Raw genomic sequence first — 16,640 nt, forward strand, 5'->3', positions numbered from 1 at the left:
ACGAACGATGCGGCCGCGCGGCCAGCACCAGGTTGGGGACGCGGCAGGGGACGGTGACGTGCCGGGTGGGAGCGGCCGCCGATGTCGCGGATTAACAGCTTATGGTCGGCAGCCGGTGGGCCGTGGTCAAGTTGCCCGTGCGTCCGGTTCAGCATCACGTGGCTGAACGGCTGGCCTACACTTCCCGCATGCCTGCCGTTGCGCCCCCCGATTACCCCGCCCTGAGTGCCCGCTACGCGGATTTCTTCCCCGGCCAGCCGACTGCCACACCGCGCAGGGAAGCCTTCCGCTGGGCCGGTGGCACGCTGCGCCTGGACCGTCACGGCCCGCGCCAGGCGCCGCTGACGGTGGTGCTGGTACATGGCGCCGGCGGCTACGGCCGCATGTTCGCGCCGCTGGCCGCCGCACTGGCCGACGCCGGCCATGAAGTGCTGGCGCCGGATCTGCCCGGCTACGGCCTGAGCCCGGCGCACTGGGCACAGGTGGACTACGCGGCCTGGAAGCGCGCCCTGCTGGCGCTGATCGACGCCGAGCACACCCAGCGCGCGCGCCCGATCGCACTGCTGGGCGCCAGCATCGGCGGCTATCTGGCGTATCTGGTGGCGGCCGAATCGCCGTGGGTGCGCGGTCTTGCCGCCACCACGCTGGCCGACCCGCGCGACCCGGTGGTGCAGGCCGCGCTGGTGCGGCAGCCGTGGATGCGCGCCCTGCTGCCTACCCTGCGGCCTCTCAGCCGGCTGACCCGTGGCCTGCGGGTACCGGTGCGCTGGTTCACCCACATGCAGCGCATGTCGCGCGACCCCGCCCTGACTGCCCTGGTCTGCACCGATCCGCTGGGCGGCGGCAACCGGGTGCCGGTCGGCCTGCTGGCCTCGCTGTTCGGCACCGCCCCGGCACTGGAACCCGAGCAGTTCCAGCGCTGCCCCGTGCTGATGCTGCACCCGGCCTGCGACGACTGGACCCCGGTGGCCATCAGCGACCGCTTCTACCAGCGACTGGCCGCGCCCAAGCAGCGCGTGCTGTTGGACGGCTGCGGCCACTTCCCGGTGGAACAACCGGGGCTGGACCAGCTGCGCGATGCGCTGTTGCCGTTCCTGCAACGTATTGATAGGTAAAGACATATTGGATAACTGAGACGGAATTGTCCGAGCCTGCGCGACGAACTGTTCCAGCCACGACCCCGACATTTCTACGACAAACCGTGGAATAGCGAACTCGGCGGTACTAAAATTTCACTTAACGAAAGTTTAGCTAATCCCCCCAGTCGTACCGGTTCGCTTGACGCTCAGCGCCGCCCACCGGGTCGTCCGAGACCCCGCACATGACCCTCTCTGCCTCCCCCTCCCCGTCCTGCGGCGATGACGCCGTGGCCCCGCTGCTGCTCAAGCGCGGCGATCGTTTCCTGGCCCCGGACGTCTACCGCACCTGCATGGACGGCCGTCCGGCCGTAGTGAAGGACTATTCCCGCTACCGTGGCACGCCGGTTTCGCTGATCGCGCGCCTGATGGTGCGCCGCGAAGCGCGCATGCTGCAGCGCCTGGGTGGCTGGAAGCACGCCCCGGCCCTGCTGGGCACCCTGGGTGGCCTGGCGCTGGGCATGGAATTCATTCCCGGCCAGACCCTGAGCACCGCCCAGGCGGTGGGCAACGACGTGTTCGAACAGCTGCAGCACGCCCTCAGCCGCCTGCACGCCGCCGGTATCACCCACAACGACCTGCACGGCACGAATGTAGTTGTGAGCGCCGGCGTGCCGGTGCTGCTGGATTTCACCTCGGCCTGGCGCGTACCGCGCTGGCTGCGCCGCAACCCGCTCAGCCGTCAGCTCAGCCGCAGCGACATGAAGAACCTGCTGAAGATGCGCCAGCGCGTGACCGGCCAGGCCCCGAGCGCCGCACAGGCTGCCCTGGTAGCCGACCCGGGCTGGGTGTCCGCCGTGCGCCAGAGCTGGAAGCGGTTCTACAAGTGGGCCAAGCAGCGTTAAGCGCTGTTTGGCAGCCGGGTGGGTGCATGGCCTGGCGGCATTGAATGTTTGACGGGATGGAATGCCTGGCGGGGATGGAATGCCTGGCGGGGTAGAGTCGACTGTTAGTCGACTGCTCTTCCCGTCCGTGACCGAAATGCCCGCGCTGCGGGCGTTAGTCGACCAACAGTCGACTCTACCCCGTCCCGTTCCGACATCCCGTCGCGTTCCGGCGCCCCGACGCATTCCGACATCCCGGCGCGTTCCAACATCCCGTCGCATTCCGGCATCCCGTCGCGTTCCGGCATCCCATCGCGCTATCGCCGCCATCGTGAAGCGCACCCGCCGCGCACTCCGTCTACCGGAGTGGCAGTCGCCACCCCTCATTCCGCCGGGTTGATCACGCCGGAAGGGCACTTCGTCGCACATGGGTGTTCGCGCCAGCCAATCCCGGCTAGGGTCATCGCCTTCCATGCACAGGACTGCACCGAACCATGCGCCGCTGGCTCCTACTCGCCCTGGCTACCCTGCCCTTCACCGCCGGCGCCATCGTCATCCGCAGCGATGTGGATGACAGCGCCTACCGCGTACCGGCCTCCGAATTCCCGGCCCTGGCCGACCTGCCCGGCGAGGGCCACGGCGTCCTGATCGCGCCGCGCTGGGTAGTGACCGCCGCACACGCCGCGCCCATGGAAGGCATGGACGCCGAGGTTCAGATCAACGGTCACCCGTACCGTGTCGAGCGCGTGTTCGTGCATCCCGGTTACCGGCGCATGCCCGATGCGCTTGGCCAGGCGGCGCTGGCGTCAGGCAACCCAGGCCCCATCCATGCCTTCCTCGCCGCCTCCGATGACATCGCCCTGATCCAGCTGGCCGCACCGGTCAGCGAGGTTGCGCCGGTTCGCCTCTATCGCGGCCAGGACGAAGCGGGAAAGATCGCTACCCTGGTCGGCAAGGGCGCCACGGGCACCGGCATGACCGGGCTGGCGCCGGGTGGATCGCACCGCGGGGTATTGCGCCGCGCGGAAAACGCGGTGACCGGCGGCAATGATCGTTATCTCTGGTATCGATTCGACGGCCCCGGCGGCGGCCTGCCGCTGGAAGGCGTGCTCGGCAGCGGTGACAGCGGCGGGCCATTGATGATCCGCGACGCTCAGGGCTGGCAGCTGATCGGCTTGGGTTCGTGGATCACCGCAGTGCCCGAGCATGCGCTTGAAGCCGGCTACTACGGGCAGGTGGTGCACAACGTGCGCATTTCGCGCTATGCCGACTGGATCGACCGCGTGCTGCGCACCGCCCCGTAGAGTCGAGCTTGCTCGACTGAAGCAAAGAGCAGTCGAGCAAGCTCGACTCTACGGCAGAGCAGTCATGCATCCGGGCGCCGATACGTAGAGTCGAGCTTGCTCGACTGCAGCAGATAGCCGCCCACGCCCCAGGCCCCCCTTACAGCGCGTCAGCGTCCAGTTCACCCGTACGAATACGCACCACGCTGCCCAAGTCGTACACAAACACCTTACCGTCGCCGATCTTGCCGGTGCCCGCCGCCTTCACGATCGATTCCACCACGGCCTCCACCTGGTCGTCGGTCACCGCCACTTCCAGCTTCACCTTCGGCAGGAAATCGACCACGTACTCGGCGCCGCGATACAGCTCGGTATGGCCCTTCTGCCGACCAAAGCCCTTCACCTCGGTTACCGTAATGCCGGTCACCCCGCGCTCGGCCAGCGCTTCGCGCACGTCGTCGAGCTTGAACGGCTTGATTACCGCCATGACCATCTTCATCGCCAATCTCCTGTATTCCGGCGTGGAGGATAGCGCCTGAACGCGCCCGGTGCGAAACCGCTCACGCCTGTGCGGGCGACCGGCCCGGCAGTATCCTTGTGGCCTGCACGGCCCGACCGCACCCCGGAGTACCCCATGATCGACCTGAACCAACTGGATGACCTTGCCCGCCGCCTGAGCGACTTGGTGCCGCCGGGCCTGCGCGAATCGCGCGAGGAACTGCAGGCCACCTTCAAGAGCGCGCTGCAGGCCGGCCTGGCCAAGCTGGACCTGGTGACCCGCGAAGAGTTTGAAGTGCAGCGTGCGGTGCTGTTGAAGACCCGCGAGAAGCTGGATGCGCTGGAAGCCACGGTGCGCGAACTGGAAGGGCGCGGCAGCGCGGAGTAAACGAGGCGGCGGTGCAATGCCGCCGTTACTTTGGGCCATAGCTACCGCCGGTAGCGGCGCGGTCGATGTCGCATCTGCCACAGTCAGATGCCTCATAGTGGAAAGTCCGACACATAACGTCCAATCCTTGCAGAAGCGCAGCCCTGCAAGGCTCTCGACGCCGTTCCACGCTGTGCCACAATGCCGAAAGCGACCAGGGCTTTGGCGTCTTTGACCCCATCCCCTTGGCATCTCCAACAACATCTGGCAACTCTGGTAGGGCCACCGAAAACGGGTGGTCGGGCGTCGAAAACCCGGATTACTAGACGTTGTTTACGCTTGCCAGTCGGCACCACCACGCGTGGTGCCGGCTGGCAATCCGTCTGCCGGCTATGGCGGGCGGTGCGTGGGGGTCTTGTACCCGCCGGCTTTGTCTAGTGATCCGGTTTTCGAGCCACGCATCGTCCGCCACCTTTATCGGTGGCGGCTTCTGCCTGCATGCACGGAGCCAGCCATGACCACGCCACACTCCCCGCCACCGCGCCCCATCCAGGAAGCGCCCTCGCCCACCCCGGCGCGTGATCCCAACAGCCTGATCGCCGTGCTGCACAGCTTTGGCGCCGGTGCTGCCGCCGACGGCCAGCCCTGGCCCGAACGCCACCCGCTGCGCAGCCGGCAGATCGCCCTGGCCGACGCCGACTGCGCCCTGACCGGCCAGCGCATCGTGCAGGAACTGTTGCTGGCCGCCGAGCGCACACGGCAGAACGGCGAGCCGGATCAGTACGTGGGCGACCGCGTGATGGAGGGCCTGGTAATGGCCGATGTCGCGCTGACAGCATTCATCCACGAACGCCTGCGGCCACGGGAGTAAGCGCATGAAGAGGAACGCGTTTACCGCAGTTGCGGCCTGCATCGCGCTGTTCGGCACCGTGTGGGCCGCCTGGCCCGCGCCGGCCAGCGAACAGGTGTGGTCTTACCAGAAGCTGCAGCCGGTGGATTACCGCCAACTGCACAGCAATGCGCTCGCCTTCGTTACGGTGAAGAGGCGACAGGGGTTTGAGTTGCGTGCGCGCGATGGCGGCGCTGGCCCGGTGTCATTCGAGATCTTGTGCAGAGGCGTGCAGGTGCTGGACGTGGAAAACACGGCCGCGCGCGTGGTGATCCGCATGCCGGGTGATGCGCAGATGCGCGCGCCGGATATCGAGGACTTGCGCGCCAGTTTCGTGCGTTGGATGACGATCTATCAGAACGACAGCTGGTTGTTGATGGAGCGCGCGGGGCCGTCATGGATCGAGAAGAGGATGGAGCCGGGTGGGTCGGTGGCTGAGAGTGAGCGCTGTCTGGTTGGGAGGCATCTGGAGGCGCGGTAGGCGCGTGCCCGTCAATGCCGGTAACCAGTCACACCATGCCGGCCAGCCATCTAGGCCAACAGAAAGCGCGCCAATTTTAGGATCTTGCGAACCAGCGGCGCAGAGCCTTGGCGGGGTGATGGGGACAGTTGCATCGCCCGCCATGCTGTCGCAATCGGCCAACATTACGGCAGCAGCTCGGCACCAAGTCCGAAGGGGAAAGGCCTCACCCACAGCCTACCCACGTGGTAACGGGGCCGGCTCCAGAGGCGTCACTGGCGGAGTGAGCTTGTCACACGACGTGACCAGCGTCGCGACAGGAGTCCAACACTCGTGCATATACTCAGCCCAACAACCAAGCAGTCCGTTTCGCTGAACGGAAACGCCTGAACACATAAAGGAGCTGCCATGCGACACACCACACCACCTCCCGTTCCCCAGCGGCTGCGCGAGATGCTCAAGGACTACCCGGAGCATATTCAAAAATTGCAGGCTGCGTTGAACCACGTAGCCGAAAATCCGTCTACGGGCATACCCGTAATCGAGCAGGCAATCTGGGCGCTGGAGGATGCGCTCGAGAGGTTTGCGCTGGACGCAGTCAAGGAGACCAAAGTGGCCGAAGCCAGCGGCGATCCGCTGGCTGTTGAACACGCCACGGCGCGAGAATCATTGATGTTCCGTGCTGCATCAAAAACTGTGTGGGTGGGAGACAGAGAGCTTTCAGAATACTTCCGGGCACCAGGGAGGTTCCGTTTATGAGCACTGCTGACGGTCAACTGGATCCCGCGGTCCACGCAAAGACCTTCCAAGAGAAGGTGCTTCCCCGGAGTCGTCTACATGACTTGCCTTCCCATGAAAACCCCACGGCTATCATTCTAGGAGGACAGCCCGGCTCAGGCAAAGGAAGCCTGGTAGCAATTGCAAACCAGGAATTGAACGGAGACGCCGTCGTGGTCGATCCCGATGAATTCCGCAAATACCACCCAGATATAGAAGATCTTCGGGAACGCTATCCCACCTCATGGTCTACGCACACCCATGGTGATGCCAGCGCATGGGCCGAAGAACTTTTGGATGCCACCGTTTCGGGCAAGAAGAACCTGATCTTCGACACCACATTGAGCAACGGCGAGTGGTCGTCCGAACTGATCAAGGACCTGCAATCGAAGGGATATGCGGTGGAGGTACGTGCCGTTGCAACCCCGAAGCTGGAGAGCGAACTTGGGGTCGACAAACGCTTCACTGATAGCGTCGACCGCAACGGCTATGGCCGCTACGTTCCTGCTGGCGCTCGCGATGCCATCTACGACAAGTTGCCCAGTAGCTTGGACACGATACATGAGCGCACCGATGTGCAGATACGCATCTTCAACCGCGATGGCAATGAACTGTATAACAGCCACACCAGCCCGAAGTTGCCAGGAGTTGCACTGCAGGAGGCACGCGACGCACGATTGAAGGACCTTGGCATTACCCGCCAACTGCGCGACGGCTGGCAGGAGCAGAAGGCTTGGAATCGAGATCTGGAGCAGAACCTGTCCACGAATGACAACGTCAATCCAACTGCGCGCGGAAACCTGCTGACGGAGCGCTACTCCGGCGAAGTGATTGAAGGTCTGGAGCGAAATGCCCAGCAATCATTCGAAACACACGCTTCCGGCGTGCGCTCTAACCGCATACGCGCTGGCGGTGCACTGGGTATCGCAGCGCTTGCATTGGATGCCTATGACGCAGGTGAGGCTTTACGCAACAGTAATCGTCTGCGCGGCGAAGGCAATGACACAGCTGCAGAGTCCGAATTGATCCACTTCGGTGCACGTAGCGTCGGTGGCTTTGCCGGTGCTGGCCTGGGCATGGCGGTCGGCGCTATCGCTGGCGTCGAATCCGGCCCGGGATTGCTGGTCACAGGCGCCGTCGGTGGGATTGCGGGCGCGTTCGCGGGCGATAAGATCGCTGAGTGGACTGACAACCGCCGCATCTACAACCAGGCCGACAGCCTGGGGAACACATGGACCTATGACCCAGACCATCCCGATCAGGGCTGGCAGCGACCCGCGCCTGTCGACAGCAGCGACGACGGTGTAGACAACCCGACGCGTGGTCATTTGCGCGCGCCACCTGCGCTTGCCAACCAACTGAACTACCAAGCAACTAGCGAGTCGGCGAAGCTGGTGTTGGGCAGCCCGCCCAGTCAACACGATCCGTTCACACAACCCGCCACTTTCGGCGATCCTCAAAGCTGGTATCCGGCGCAGTGGACACGTACGGACGACGGCCAGCAGTGGCAGCGCGAGGTGACCACTGCTGTGTACGAGCTTGGCCAGCGTGAGACGCGAATCGACGTGGCTGGTCCGGAACGAGCCGCCGAACTTGATCAGGCCGCCGCGCAAGTCGTGCTGAACAATGCCGCCAACAGCCGACCGGTGATTGCGGCGCGCTACGAAGCCGCGTACGCCCAGAATGGCTGGGCATCCTATGGGTCAATGCCTGAGGCCGTGCAGCAGGCACGCACCGACCTGGATGCCGTGACCGCCTCCGACGATAACCGTTACCAGCGTCAGGCGGACGGCCGCTGGGTCAGCGAAGGAATGATCTACAACTCCACCGCCTCCGGCAATCTACGCGCCGAACTGGATGCCACCCGTGACGTCGTGGCCGCGACGCTGCCGCCCCCCCAATCCATACAGAGACCGTTACCGATGACGGCCGATGAGCGCATGCTCGACACACTGCGCGGCGCCTATTCGAACGTGGGAGTCGTGCCCAGTGCGGAACAACTGGCAGCCAGCGCGACCGCCGTTCAGGCCACGCAGACCGTCCATGGGTTGGATTCTGATACCACTGCCTTGCAAGTGCAGCGCAATGCCAACGGCAGTTACGACATGGACAGCCCTATTGCCAATCTGCGTCTGGGGTCCGACGGCAAGAGCTACTCCATTGCGGCTGTGACCACCACTGAAGACATTTCCCGGGCCCAGGGACGGACTGGTCCCGCCAGCAACGATGGCCTGCAACAGCCCGCGCGGTCTTCGTTCGACCAACCCGCGAACCCGCCCCATGTGGAGAGCGCGACAGCTTCCCGGCAGGAGGCAACGCCGGCAGCAGCCATGATCGCAATGCACTCAGACCCGCTCTATCAGCAGATCCGCGATGGCGTGGCAGAACTAGACGGTCGGCACGGGCGTCAGTTCGATGCGACCAGCGAGCGCATGACGGCAAGCCTGCTGGTACTGGCCAAGAACAATGGACTGACACGGGTGGATCATGTGGTGTTGAGCAACGTCACTTCTGAACGTCCAGCCGCACATAACGTGTTTGTGGTCCAGGGGAAGCTGGACGATCCTGCCCACCTGCGTGCGGCCATGCCCACCGAGCAGGCGGTGCGAGCCCCGATTGAGGAATCGATGCAGAAGTACGAAGTGGTCAGCCGCCAAGTGGAACAGCAATCTCATGCCGCACAATTGCAGGAACAGCACCAGCAGGAGAACCAAGCCAAAGCCACCAGCATGGGGCGGTAGTCGTAGCTGATTCGCGCCGGGAACTGAAGAGTAGGCCGACGAGCCGTGCACTGACAGGACGATAGACCCATCGCCGTCAAGCGCTGCGCAGGATCGCTGCCAGGGCTTCCTTGGCTGCACGTCGGGCAGGAACATGGGTTACGGCCTGGCCCAACAGAAGCACGGTCAGCACGCCAATCGCGAGAAATGGGGCTTCGATCCTGGGCACCTCGTAGTACCAGGCCACGGCCATATTTATGAGAAGGCCGGCTTTCGCTGGTAGAGGAAGAGCTCCACCAAAGTTCCGGCAGTGATCAGACGCGCCAAGTGTGGACGCGCGATCTGGCCTGAGCACAAGCAACGGCGTGGGAAGCGCCCTCGTCGGTATGACTGCGGAGTGGGAGGCCTATCGGGCTGGTTTCTTCCGATCAGCACACCATCTAGCACCACTACAATTAGCGCCATTGCTTGCAGGGCGTGGTCCCAGGCAACTTGCGCCACAGCCGCCGCATCGTGAAGTCGAACGCTCCGCTACATGGCGCATTCTCACCCGTCGCATGCACACGGGCCCGCGCCAGCATCACTTCAGTTCGGCGACATTTCTCGCTTCCGCCCAACGAACCAAGACGAGAAGCGAGGCCCTGCATCGCCGCAGGGTGTCCTCTCGAAATTCTTGCTTCACCCCATTGGCCAGAATCCCCCTATCCCCTCCACCCGCAATCCCCGATGGTTTCCCGCCCAGCGCTTCCCCCACCATCAAGCGCTCCCCCGCAGGAAACCACACATGAGCCTGGCTCTGGTCCACAGCCGCGCCCGCGCCGGGGTCGATGCGCCGCTGGTACGGGTGGAAGTGCATCTGTCCGGCGGCCTGCCGGTCACCCAGATTGTCGGCCTGGCCGAGGCCAGCGTGCGCGAGTCGCGCGAGCGCGTGCGTGCAGCCTTGCTCTGCGCACGGTTCGACTTTCCGCAGCGGCGCATCACCTTGAACCTGGCCCCGGCCGATCTGCCCAAGGAAGGCGGCCGCTACGATCTGGCGATCGCGCTGGGCATCCTGGCCGCCAGCGGTCAGGTCGATCCGCAATCGCTGCTGCAGTACGAGTTCCTTGGCGAACTGGGTCTGACTGGTGAGCTGCGTGCGGTCAGTGGCGCGCTGCCTGCCGCGATTGCCGCCGCCGAAGCGGGGCGCATCCTGGTGGTGCCGCCCGGCAACGCCGCCGAGGCCGCGTTGGCCGACCATGCCGATGTGCGCGTGGCCCGCACCCTGCTGGAATGCTGTGCGGGCCTGAGCAACCCGCGCCTGCTGCCACCGGTGCAGCGCGTGGACACCACGCCACTGCCGCTGCCCGATCTGGCCGACGTACGTGGGCAGGCGCATGCGCGGCGCGCGTTGGAAGTGGCGGCGGCCGGTGGCCACCATCTGCTGCTGATCGGCAGCCCCGGCTGCGGCAAGACCCTGCTGGCCTCGCGCCTGCCCAGCCTGCTGCCCGATACCGACGAGGCCGAGGCGCTGCAGTTGGCTGCCATTGCATCGGTCAGTGGCGAAGGCCTGGACCCCCGGCGCTGGCGGCAGCGCCCCTTTCGATCCCCGCACCACAGCGCCAGCGCCGCCGCACTGGTCGGTGGCGGCAATCCACCCTGCCCCGGCGAAATATCCCTGGCCCATCACGGCGTGCTGTTCCTGGACGAACTGCCCGAGTGGAACCGCAGCGCGCTGGAAACCCTGCGCGAACCGCTGGAGTCGGGCCATATCCGCATCGCGCGTGCGGCGCGCAGCGTGCAGTACCCCGCACGATTCCAGCTGGTGGCCGCTATGAACCCGTGCCCGTGTGGCTGGGCCGGCGACCGCAGTAACCGTTGCCTGTGCACCGATGAGCGCATCACCCGCTATCGCGCGCGCGTGTCGGGCCCGCTGCTGGATCGCATCGACCTGCATATCAGCGTGTCACGGCTGGATGCGGTGGAACTGCGCGAGAGCACGCCACTGGGCGAACCCAGCGCCACGGTACGCGCACGGGTGGAAGCAGCACACGCCAAGCAGCGGGAACGCGGCGGGCTGAATGCCCATCTGCCGCCCGCCACGCTGCGCACTTGCACGCGGCTGAGCGAAGCCGACCAGGATCTGCTGGAGCAGGCCATCGAGCGGCTGCAGCTATCAGCGCGGGCGATGCACCGCATTCTGCGCGTTGCGCGCACCATTGCCGATCTGGCCGGCAGCGAAACCATCCAGACCGCGCATCTGGCCGAGGCCATCGGCTACCGGCAACTGGATCGCGGCAAGGCCGGCACCTGACAGCAAGCGGGCGCCGGCACTACCCGGCGCCTGCCACCCCACTCAGCCCGCTTGGCCCAAGCGCACCTTCAACTGCTGGATTTCCTGCGCGCTCACGCCAATCGACTTCAGGTAGCCCTCGGCGCCACCGTACTGGCTGTGCAGCGCGGCCAGGAACTGCTCCATGTTCTGCGGCGCGGTGCCGGACATGCCAGCCATCTTGCGTGCGATCTCCGGGTGCTGCTCCAGCATCGCCTTGATCTGCGCGTTCATCGCGCTGTCCTTCGGCTGCCCTTCCAGGTAGTGCGCGGAAATGGCGTAGTTGTGCACGATCTGCGCCTTCGGCACACCGGCCAGGTCCAGCAGCAGGCCGGCGATGATGCCGGTACGGTCCTTGCCCGCCGTGCAGTGGAACAGCACGGTGCCATCCTGCTGGGCGGCAATGCGCTGGAACACCTGCTTGAACTGCGGCTGGCTGTGGCCCAACCACTGCACATAGGCTTCGCCCAGCGAATCGGGGAAGGTGGTCATCATCTTCTGCAGATCCATCTTCTCGGTGCCCATCAGCGAAATGCGCTGGTAGGCGAAGCGCGCGTCATCGGCCAGCAGGTCCGGCGACTGGCTCTGCTCGTCAGCGGTACGCAGGTCGATGTCCAGCGTCACCCCGGCGGCGGCCAGTGCGTCGCGGTCGGCGGCCGTCAGACGGCCCAGATCGGCGGTGCGCACGAAGGCCGTGGCCGGAATCGGGCCGTTGCGGCCTTGCAGGCCGGCAAAGCTGCGTACGTTCCATGCGCCCTGCAGCGGAATGACGCGCTGCGCATCGTCGGCGGTGGGCGCCACATTGGCGGTGGCTGCCGCGGCGCTGGCGGTCGCGGGGCGCGAGGCATCGGCGGCGAGGGCGGGCGCGGCCAGCGGCAGGGCCAGCATCAGGGCCAGGGTCAGTTCGGTGCTGCGGTTCATGTCGGTCTCCAGTGAATTCAGAAGTTGACGGCCACGTCCAGGCCGAAGGTGCGCGGATCGTTGAAGATGCCGGTCTGGCCCAACGCAGGGCTGTTGAGCTTGTAGAACAGGTGCTCTTCATCCAGCAGGTTGCGCGCCCACAGCGAGAACGACATGGTGGTGCCGGTGTCGTTCAGCGGCACATCCACCAGCGCCACGCGGGCGTTCACCACGAACGAGCTGTCGGTCAGCATCTGGTCGTATTCGCTGGTGTAGAAACCGTCGGACCAGTTGCCGTCCAGATGGAACTTCAGCGCGACGAAGTTGGCGAACGGCACCAGATAATCCAGCGACAGGCTGCCGGCGTTCTCCGGTGCCAGCAGCGGCTGCACGGTAACTGCCACGCCTGCGCCGAACGGGTCGACCGCCGTCTGCGCGTCGATCTTCGTGTAGGCGTAGTTCAAGCCAACCGTCAGGTTCTCGATCGGCATCACGCTGAATTCCAGCTCGGCGCCGCGTGACTTGCCATCGCTCAGCGCGTTGGTGGTCACCATGGTGGTGCGGGTTTCGCCGCTGTTGGGATCGAACGGCAGCGAGAAATCCATCTGCTTGTGCGCGATCTTCGAATCGAACAGCGCCAGGTTCAGGCGTGCGCGGTTATCCCAGAACTGCGATTTGAAACCCAGTTCGTAGGCAGTTACTTCTTCCGGCGCGAAGGCGGTGTAGGTGGTCGAACGCGAGTTGGCGCCGCCTGCCTTGAAGCCGGTGCTGTACTTGGCATAGACCATGGCCTGCTCGCCGATGTCATAGGCGATGTTGACCATCGGGTCGAAACGGCTCCAGGAATCGTCGAATGCCAGCTGGGTGGCCGCTCCATTGACGATGTACAGGCTGCCCTTCTTGTCGTCGCGCGTGTAGCGGCCACCGGCGGTCAAGTGCAGGCGCTCCAGCGCGGCCGGCGTCCAGGTGGCCTGGCCGAACACGCCCAGGCTGTCGGTCCACGCCTTGCTGGCGCGGTCGATGCGCACCTTGGAAAGGTCCAGCGGATTGGTGGCCGGGTTCACTGTGTAGCTGTTTCCACCCGGGCCCCAGACCAGCATGTTCGGGGTCTGCGCGTTGTCACCGGTGGTCTCGTGGTAATAGAACGCGCCACCCAGGAACTGCACCTGTGAGGTATTGCCGATCAGCTGGAATTCCTGGCTGTACTGGTGCTGGTAGACCTGGGCCAGGCTGTAGCGACCGAAGGCCGTGCCGGCACCGCCGTATGCGGAAATCGCATCGACCAGGCCCATGTCGAACTGGCCCTGGGTCAGTTCGCGGTACGAACTGATCGATTTCAGTTCCAGCGCATCGCTCAGCGTCCACGACAGGTTGAGCAGGTGGCCACTGGTGCGGCCCACGTTGTCTTCCTGCGGTCCGCCCAGGATCGCGCTGTCACGCCGGTCCTGGCTGGCACCGGCAATCTGCAGCGGGCTGAGGTACGCGCCCGGCACCAGCACCTGCGTGTGGTACGGCGTGGTGGCGTCGTAGGAACGGTCGAAGGCATACAGTGCGGAGAAATCATCGCTGGGCTGCCACAGCGCACTCAGGCGCGCACCGCGCTTGTCATAGCTGTTGAAGTCGCGCTCACCGCGCATCGGGTTATCGGTGGTGCCGCCACGGCGGGCCTGCACCGCGTCGATCTTGAAGCTGACGTCGCCCACCTTGGGCAGGTCCAGGTGCAGCGCGCTGTTGTAGCCGCTGAAGTTGGACACGCCCGCACTGACGGTGCCGCCGAACTCGCCGGTGGGCGCCTTGGTCACGATGCTGACCGCACCGCCTTCGGTATTGCGCCCGAACAGCGTGCCCTGGGGGCCCTTCAGCACTTCGATGCGCTCCACGTCGTACAGCATGCTGCCCAGGCCCTGCGCGCGGCCCATGAACACGCCGTCCACGTAGATGCCCACGCCGGCATCGCGCGCCGGCTGGTTGGCATCACCCGAGGCGCCGATGCCACGGATGCCGATGTTCAGCGCCGAACTGCGCGTGGCAAACGGGGTGACCCGCAGCGAGGGAATGGAGCCATCGGACAGGCTGCCCAGCGAGATCGCGCTGCGATCCTTCAGCGCCTCGGCATCGACCACGGAAACCGAGATGGGCGTTTCCTGCAGGTTGGTGGCGCGCTTCTGCGCGGTCACCACCACCTGGTCCAGGGCCACCACATCGTGGTTGCCACCGGCGCTGGCCGCCGCGTTGGCATCGGTAGTGGGAAGGTCTTCGGCGTGGGCCACGCCGGCGAGCGTGGCGGCAATAGCGAGGGTCAACAGCTGACGGGGCAACGTGGGGGAGCGCATCGATGTCGGTCGCGGAAGGGAGGAGGCGGCCGCAGTCTGGGTGCGTGAAATGACAGGTGAATGACCGTTCATTCACACATTCGATAACGTAAGATCGGGCCATTGGACGCTTTCAGATCACGCAATGACGCCGACCGACACACCGCTTGCCAGCGCCGACGACACCGCCACCGCCCATGCCGACGCCCAGCGCCGGAAGATCCTGGATGCGGCGCAACGCTGCTTCATCACCCGCGGTTTCCACGCCGGTTCGATCAGCGAAATCGCGGCCGCAGCGGAGATCAGCCAAGGGCTGATGTACCGCTATTTCGACAACAAGCGTGCGCTGATCCTGGCCCTGATCGAGCGCCAGCTGGCCCACGACCAGGTGTCGATCCGGCACATGCCCACCTCGGCCGACCTGGCCGACGGCCTGTTGGCCTGCTACCAGCACTGGGCACGCGGCGAGGTGCTGGACACCCACGCCAATGCCATCGCCAGCGTTGCGCTGTATGCGGAAATCAACGCCGAAGCGCACCGCGACCCGGTAGTGGCCGAGGTGCTGCGTCGGCACGACAAGCAGACCACTGCAGCCATCCATGCCTGGCTGCGCGAGCATGATCGCGCCCGCGGCGTGGCGGTTGAGGAAGAAGCAATCGAGCAGCGCACGCTGCTGTTGCGACTGCTGGTGGAAGGCCTGGCGATGCGCGCCGTGCGCGACCCCGATCTGCAGCCGGACGCCCTGCATGCCCTGTTGAGCCGTGCCGTTGCGCGGGTAATGGGGGACGGTACCGATGCGCGTGGTTGATGTGGATGGACTGCGCCTTGTCACCGCCACCGTTCAGGATGCAGAGGTGGTTTTCCAATTGATGCAGCTGTATTACTTCGAATCTTCAGCGTGGAGCGGTGAAGAGATTCTTCCCAGCGGTTTGTATGACTCCACCTTGCTCGACGTGCAGTTGCGCCTGCGGGATGAGCCGGAATGGACACGGCTTCTCTGGCTTGACGGGGTGCTGTGCGGGTTCGTGCAGGTCGATAATGTGGAGATTGAAGGGCGGCGCCTGCCCGAACTGGCCGATCTGTTTATCCTGCCCAAGCATCGCGGCAAGGGCATAGCCACCGCAGTGGTGAAGGCGCTGGTGCGCCCGGAAACCGGCGAATGGCTTCTGGCTACGTTCTGGAAAGACAAGGCCGCGCTCGCCTATTGGGACCGCAATCTGGCAAAGATGGGAATGACACACCGGGTTCCCTCGGGGCCTGAGCATGCAGACTTTCGGCTGTTCGTGATCACTGCGCGGTGAACGGGACGACCGTGCCGCGCATCGAACGGCAGCCCATCAGTGCCAGTAGCAGGTACCCTGGGCGATTCCATACTTGCGCGTAAGGGATTCGACCTCAGCCGTCGTCTGCGGCCCAAGGTCCTGATCAACCCCTGCACCGAACGCCGCCAGTTCCTTGGCCAAGAAGACGATGCTTCGGATGGGCGTTACTTCGCCACATTTGTCGAAGAGCTGGCGACCATCGTGGTTCAGGGCTTCCATCCGCTCAAAGATGGCGGGCTCCACGCCTGCCTTCTGCAGCAACGCGTGCTGACGCGAAAGCTGGGCATCCATCTTGGCCTTTCCCTCTTCGGTCAGGCCGGCCTGGGTCAGCATTGACCGGTACAAGCCACCATGGAACACCAGCAGTGTGTCGTTGAGAATCACCCTACGTGCCGCGGGAAGGAATACGTAGTTCGCGCAGGACGAACCGCAGAACCCATACGCGTACACGGCAGCGCGCCGGCGCTGAAGTTCCTCGCCCATCGTCAGCCCCAGATCAACCCTGCCCCCGGCTGACCTGATCACGATATCGGGCGGGTTGTCGCCAGACAGAAACGAAAGTTCTCTCACAAAATCCTCGACGGCCGCTTCCGACAGCGAGGGGATGTCGGCGCACAACGTGCTGCTGCCAATGCGTCGCACCTGCGCGCCGTCTGCCGAGCTGCGTGTGGCCATCCAATCAGCACACGCTGTTACTGCCTTGGGTGGCGCCGAGCTACCGCGTTGCGTGGTGGCCAGCGCGTGGAAGGGCAGCACCAGGAAAAGCACGAGGACGAATCGAACATAGGGCCTGCTGTTATCCATGCAGTGTTGCTCCTGATTGAATCTTCGTCCTTTGAGTGTA

Annotated in this window: 16 protein-coding genes; 11 read left to right on the top strand and 5 right to left on the bottom strand. The window is 64.9% G+C overall.

What is annotated here, in order from left to right:
- The first annotated feature begins 188 nt into the window (after window positions 1–188).
- From C1930_RS18685 to C1930_RS18700, 3 genes are all read left to right on the top strand, one after another.
- Window positions 189–1,115: an alpha/beta hydrolase gene (locus tag C1930_RS18685; RefSeq protein ID WP_159093635.1), complete on the top strand. Its 927-nt coding sequence runs from the start codon at window positions 189–191 to the stop codon at window positions 1,113–1,115.
- 206 nt (window positions 1,116–1,321) lie between these two features.
- Window positions 1,322–1,981, top strand: a complete 660-nt coding sequence (locus tag C1930_RS18690) for an RIO1 family regulatory kinase/ATPase (RefSeq protein WP_108757406.1) — start codon at window positions 1,322–1,324, stop codon at window positions 1,979–1,981.
- A gap of 473 nt (window positions 1,982–2,454) precedes the next feature.
- Entirely contained in the window at window positions 2,455–3,264 is an 810-nt protein-coding gene (locus tag C1930_RS18700; protein WP_108772376.1) for a trypsin-like serine protease, read from the top strand.
- 139 nt (window positions 3,265–3,403) lie between these two features.
- Here C1930_RS18700 and C1930_RS18705 read toward each other — a convergent pair whose 3' ends face one another.
- Entirely contained in the window at window positions 3,404–3,742 is a 339-nt protein-coding gene (locus tag C1930_RS18705; RefSeq protein WP_108751139.1) for a P-II family nitrogen regulator, read from the bottom strand.
- 135 nt (window positions 3,743–3,877) lie between these two features.
- Here C1930_RS18705 and C1930_RS18710 point away from each other — a divergent pair, with 135 nt between their 5' ends.
- From C1930_RS18710 to C1930_RS18730, 5 genes are all read left to right on the top strand, one after another.
- The gene (locus C1930_RS18710; RefSeq protein ID WP_108754433.1) at window positions 3,878–4,129 is read left to right on the top strand and encodes an accessory factor UbiK family protein; all 252 of its coding nucleotides are present in this window, start codon (window positions 3,878–3,880) and stop codon (window positions 4,127–4,129) included.
- 493 nt (window positions 4,130–4,622) lie between these two features.
- Window positions 4,623–4,979: a hypothetical protein gene (locus tag C1930_RS18715; RefSeq protein WP_108772377.1), complete on the top strand. Its 357-nt coding sequence runs from the start codon at window positions 4,623–4,625 to the stop codon at window positions 4,977–4,979.
- 4 nt (window positions 4,980–4,983) lie between these two features.
- The gene (locus C1930_RS18720; RefSeq protein WP_108772378.1) at window positions 4,984–5,478 is read left to right on the top strand and encodes a cold-shock protein; all 495 of its coding nucleotides are present in this window, start codon (window positions 4,984–4,986) and stop codon (window positions 5,476–5,478) included.
- Window positions 5,479–5,865: 387 nt separating this feature from the next.
- Complete coding sequence (locus C1930_RS18725) at window positions 5,866–6,216, top strand: hypothetical protein (protein ID WP_108772379.1); 351 nt, start codon at window positions 5,866–5,868, stop codon at window positions 6,214–6,216.
- Window positions 6,213–8,975 (top strand): zeta toxin family protein, encoded by a 2,763-nt coding sequence (locus C1930_RS18730; protein ID WP_108772380.1) that lies wholly within the window; start codon window positions 6,213–6,215, stop codon window positions 8,973–8,975. Before C1930_RS18725 ends, C1930_RS18730 begins: the two co-directional genes overlap by 4 nt.
- Window positions 8,976–9,051: 76 nt before the next feature.
- On the opposite strand, the gene C1930_RS18735 is transcribed toward C1930_RS18730, so the two are convergent.
- Window positions 9,052–9,201: a hypothetical protein gene (locus tag C1930_RS18735; protein WP_199912380.1), complete on the bottom strand. Its 150-nt coding sequence runs from the start codon at window positions 9,199–9,201 to the stop codon at window positions 9,052–9,054.
- 537 nt (window positions 9,202–9,738) lie between these two features.
- Here C1930_RS18735 and C1930_RS18740 point away from each other — a divergent pair.
- Complete coding sequence (locus tag C1930_RS18740) at window positions 9,739–11,244, top strand: YifB family Mg chelatase-like AAA ATPase (protein WP_108772381.1); 1,506 nt, start codon at window positions 9,739–9,741, stop codon at window positions 11,242–11,244.
- A 42-nt stretch (window positions 11,245–11,286) separates the two neighbouring features.
- Here the strand turns inward: C1930_RS18740 and C1930_RS18745 are convergent, their stop codons facing one another.
- Together C1930_RS18745 and C1930_RS18750 are read right to left on the bottom strand one after the other, a co-directional pair.
- Window positions 11,287–12,183, bottom strand: a complete 897-nt coding sequence (locus C1930_RS18745; protein ID WP_108772382.1) for a tyrosine-protein phosphatase — start codon at window positions 12,181–12,183, stop codon at window positions 11,287–11,289.
- A 17-nt stretch (window positions 12,184–12,200) separates the two neighbouring features.
- Window positions 12,201–14,465, bottom strand: coding sequence for a TonB-dependent receptor (locus C1930_RS18750; protein WP_234412698.1), 2,265 nt, complete (start codon window positions 14,463–14,465; stop codon window positions 12,201–12,203).
- 154 nt (window positions 14,466–14,619) lie between these two features.
- On the opposite strand from C1930_RS18750, the gene C1930_RS18755 reads away from it, so the two are divergent.
- Both C1930_RS18755 and C1930_RS18760 read left to right on the top strand, forming a co-directional pair.
- A complete protein-coding gene (locus C1930_RS18755; protein WP_108772384.1) occupies window positions 14,620–15,282 on the top strand; it encodes a TetR/AcrR family transcriptional regulator in 663 nt (220 codons plus the stop codon).
- Window positions 15,269–15,775, top strand: coding sequence for a GNAT family N-acetyltransferase (locus tag C1930_RS18760; protein WP_108772385.1), 507 nt, complete (start codon window positions 15,269–15,271; stop codon window positions 15,773–15,775). The genes C1930_RS18755 and C1930_RS18760 overlap by 14 nt, the downstream gene beginning before the upstream one ends.
- Window positions 15,776–15,811: 36 nt before the next feature.
- On the opposite strand, the gene C1930_RS18765 is transcribed toward C1930_RS18760, so the two are convergent.
- Complete coding sequence (locus tag C1930_RS18765) at window positions 15,812–16,600, bottom strand: hypothetical protein (protein ID WP_108772386.1); 789 nt, start codon at window positions 16,598–16,600, stop codon at window positions 15,812–15,814.
- Window positions 16,601–16,640 lie beyond the last annotated feature (40 nt).

The organism is Stenotrophomonas sp. SAU14A_NAIMI4_8, assembly GCF_003086695.1.
Taxonomy (GTDB): domain Bacteria; phylum Pseudomonadota; class Gammaproteobacteria; order Xanthomonadales; family Xanthomonadaceae; genus Stenotrophomonas.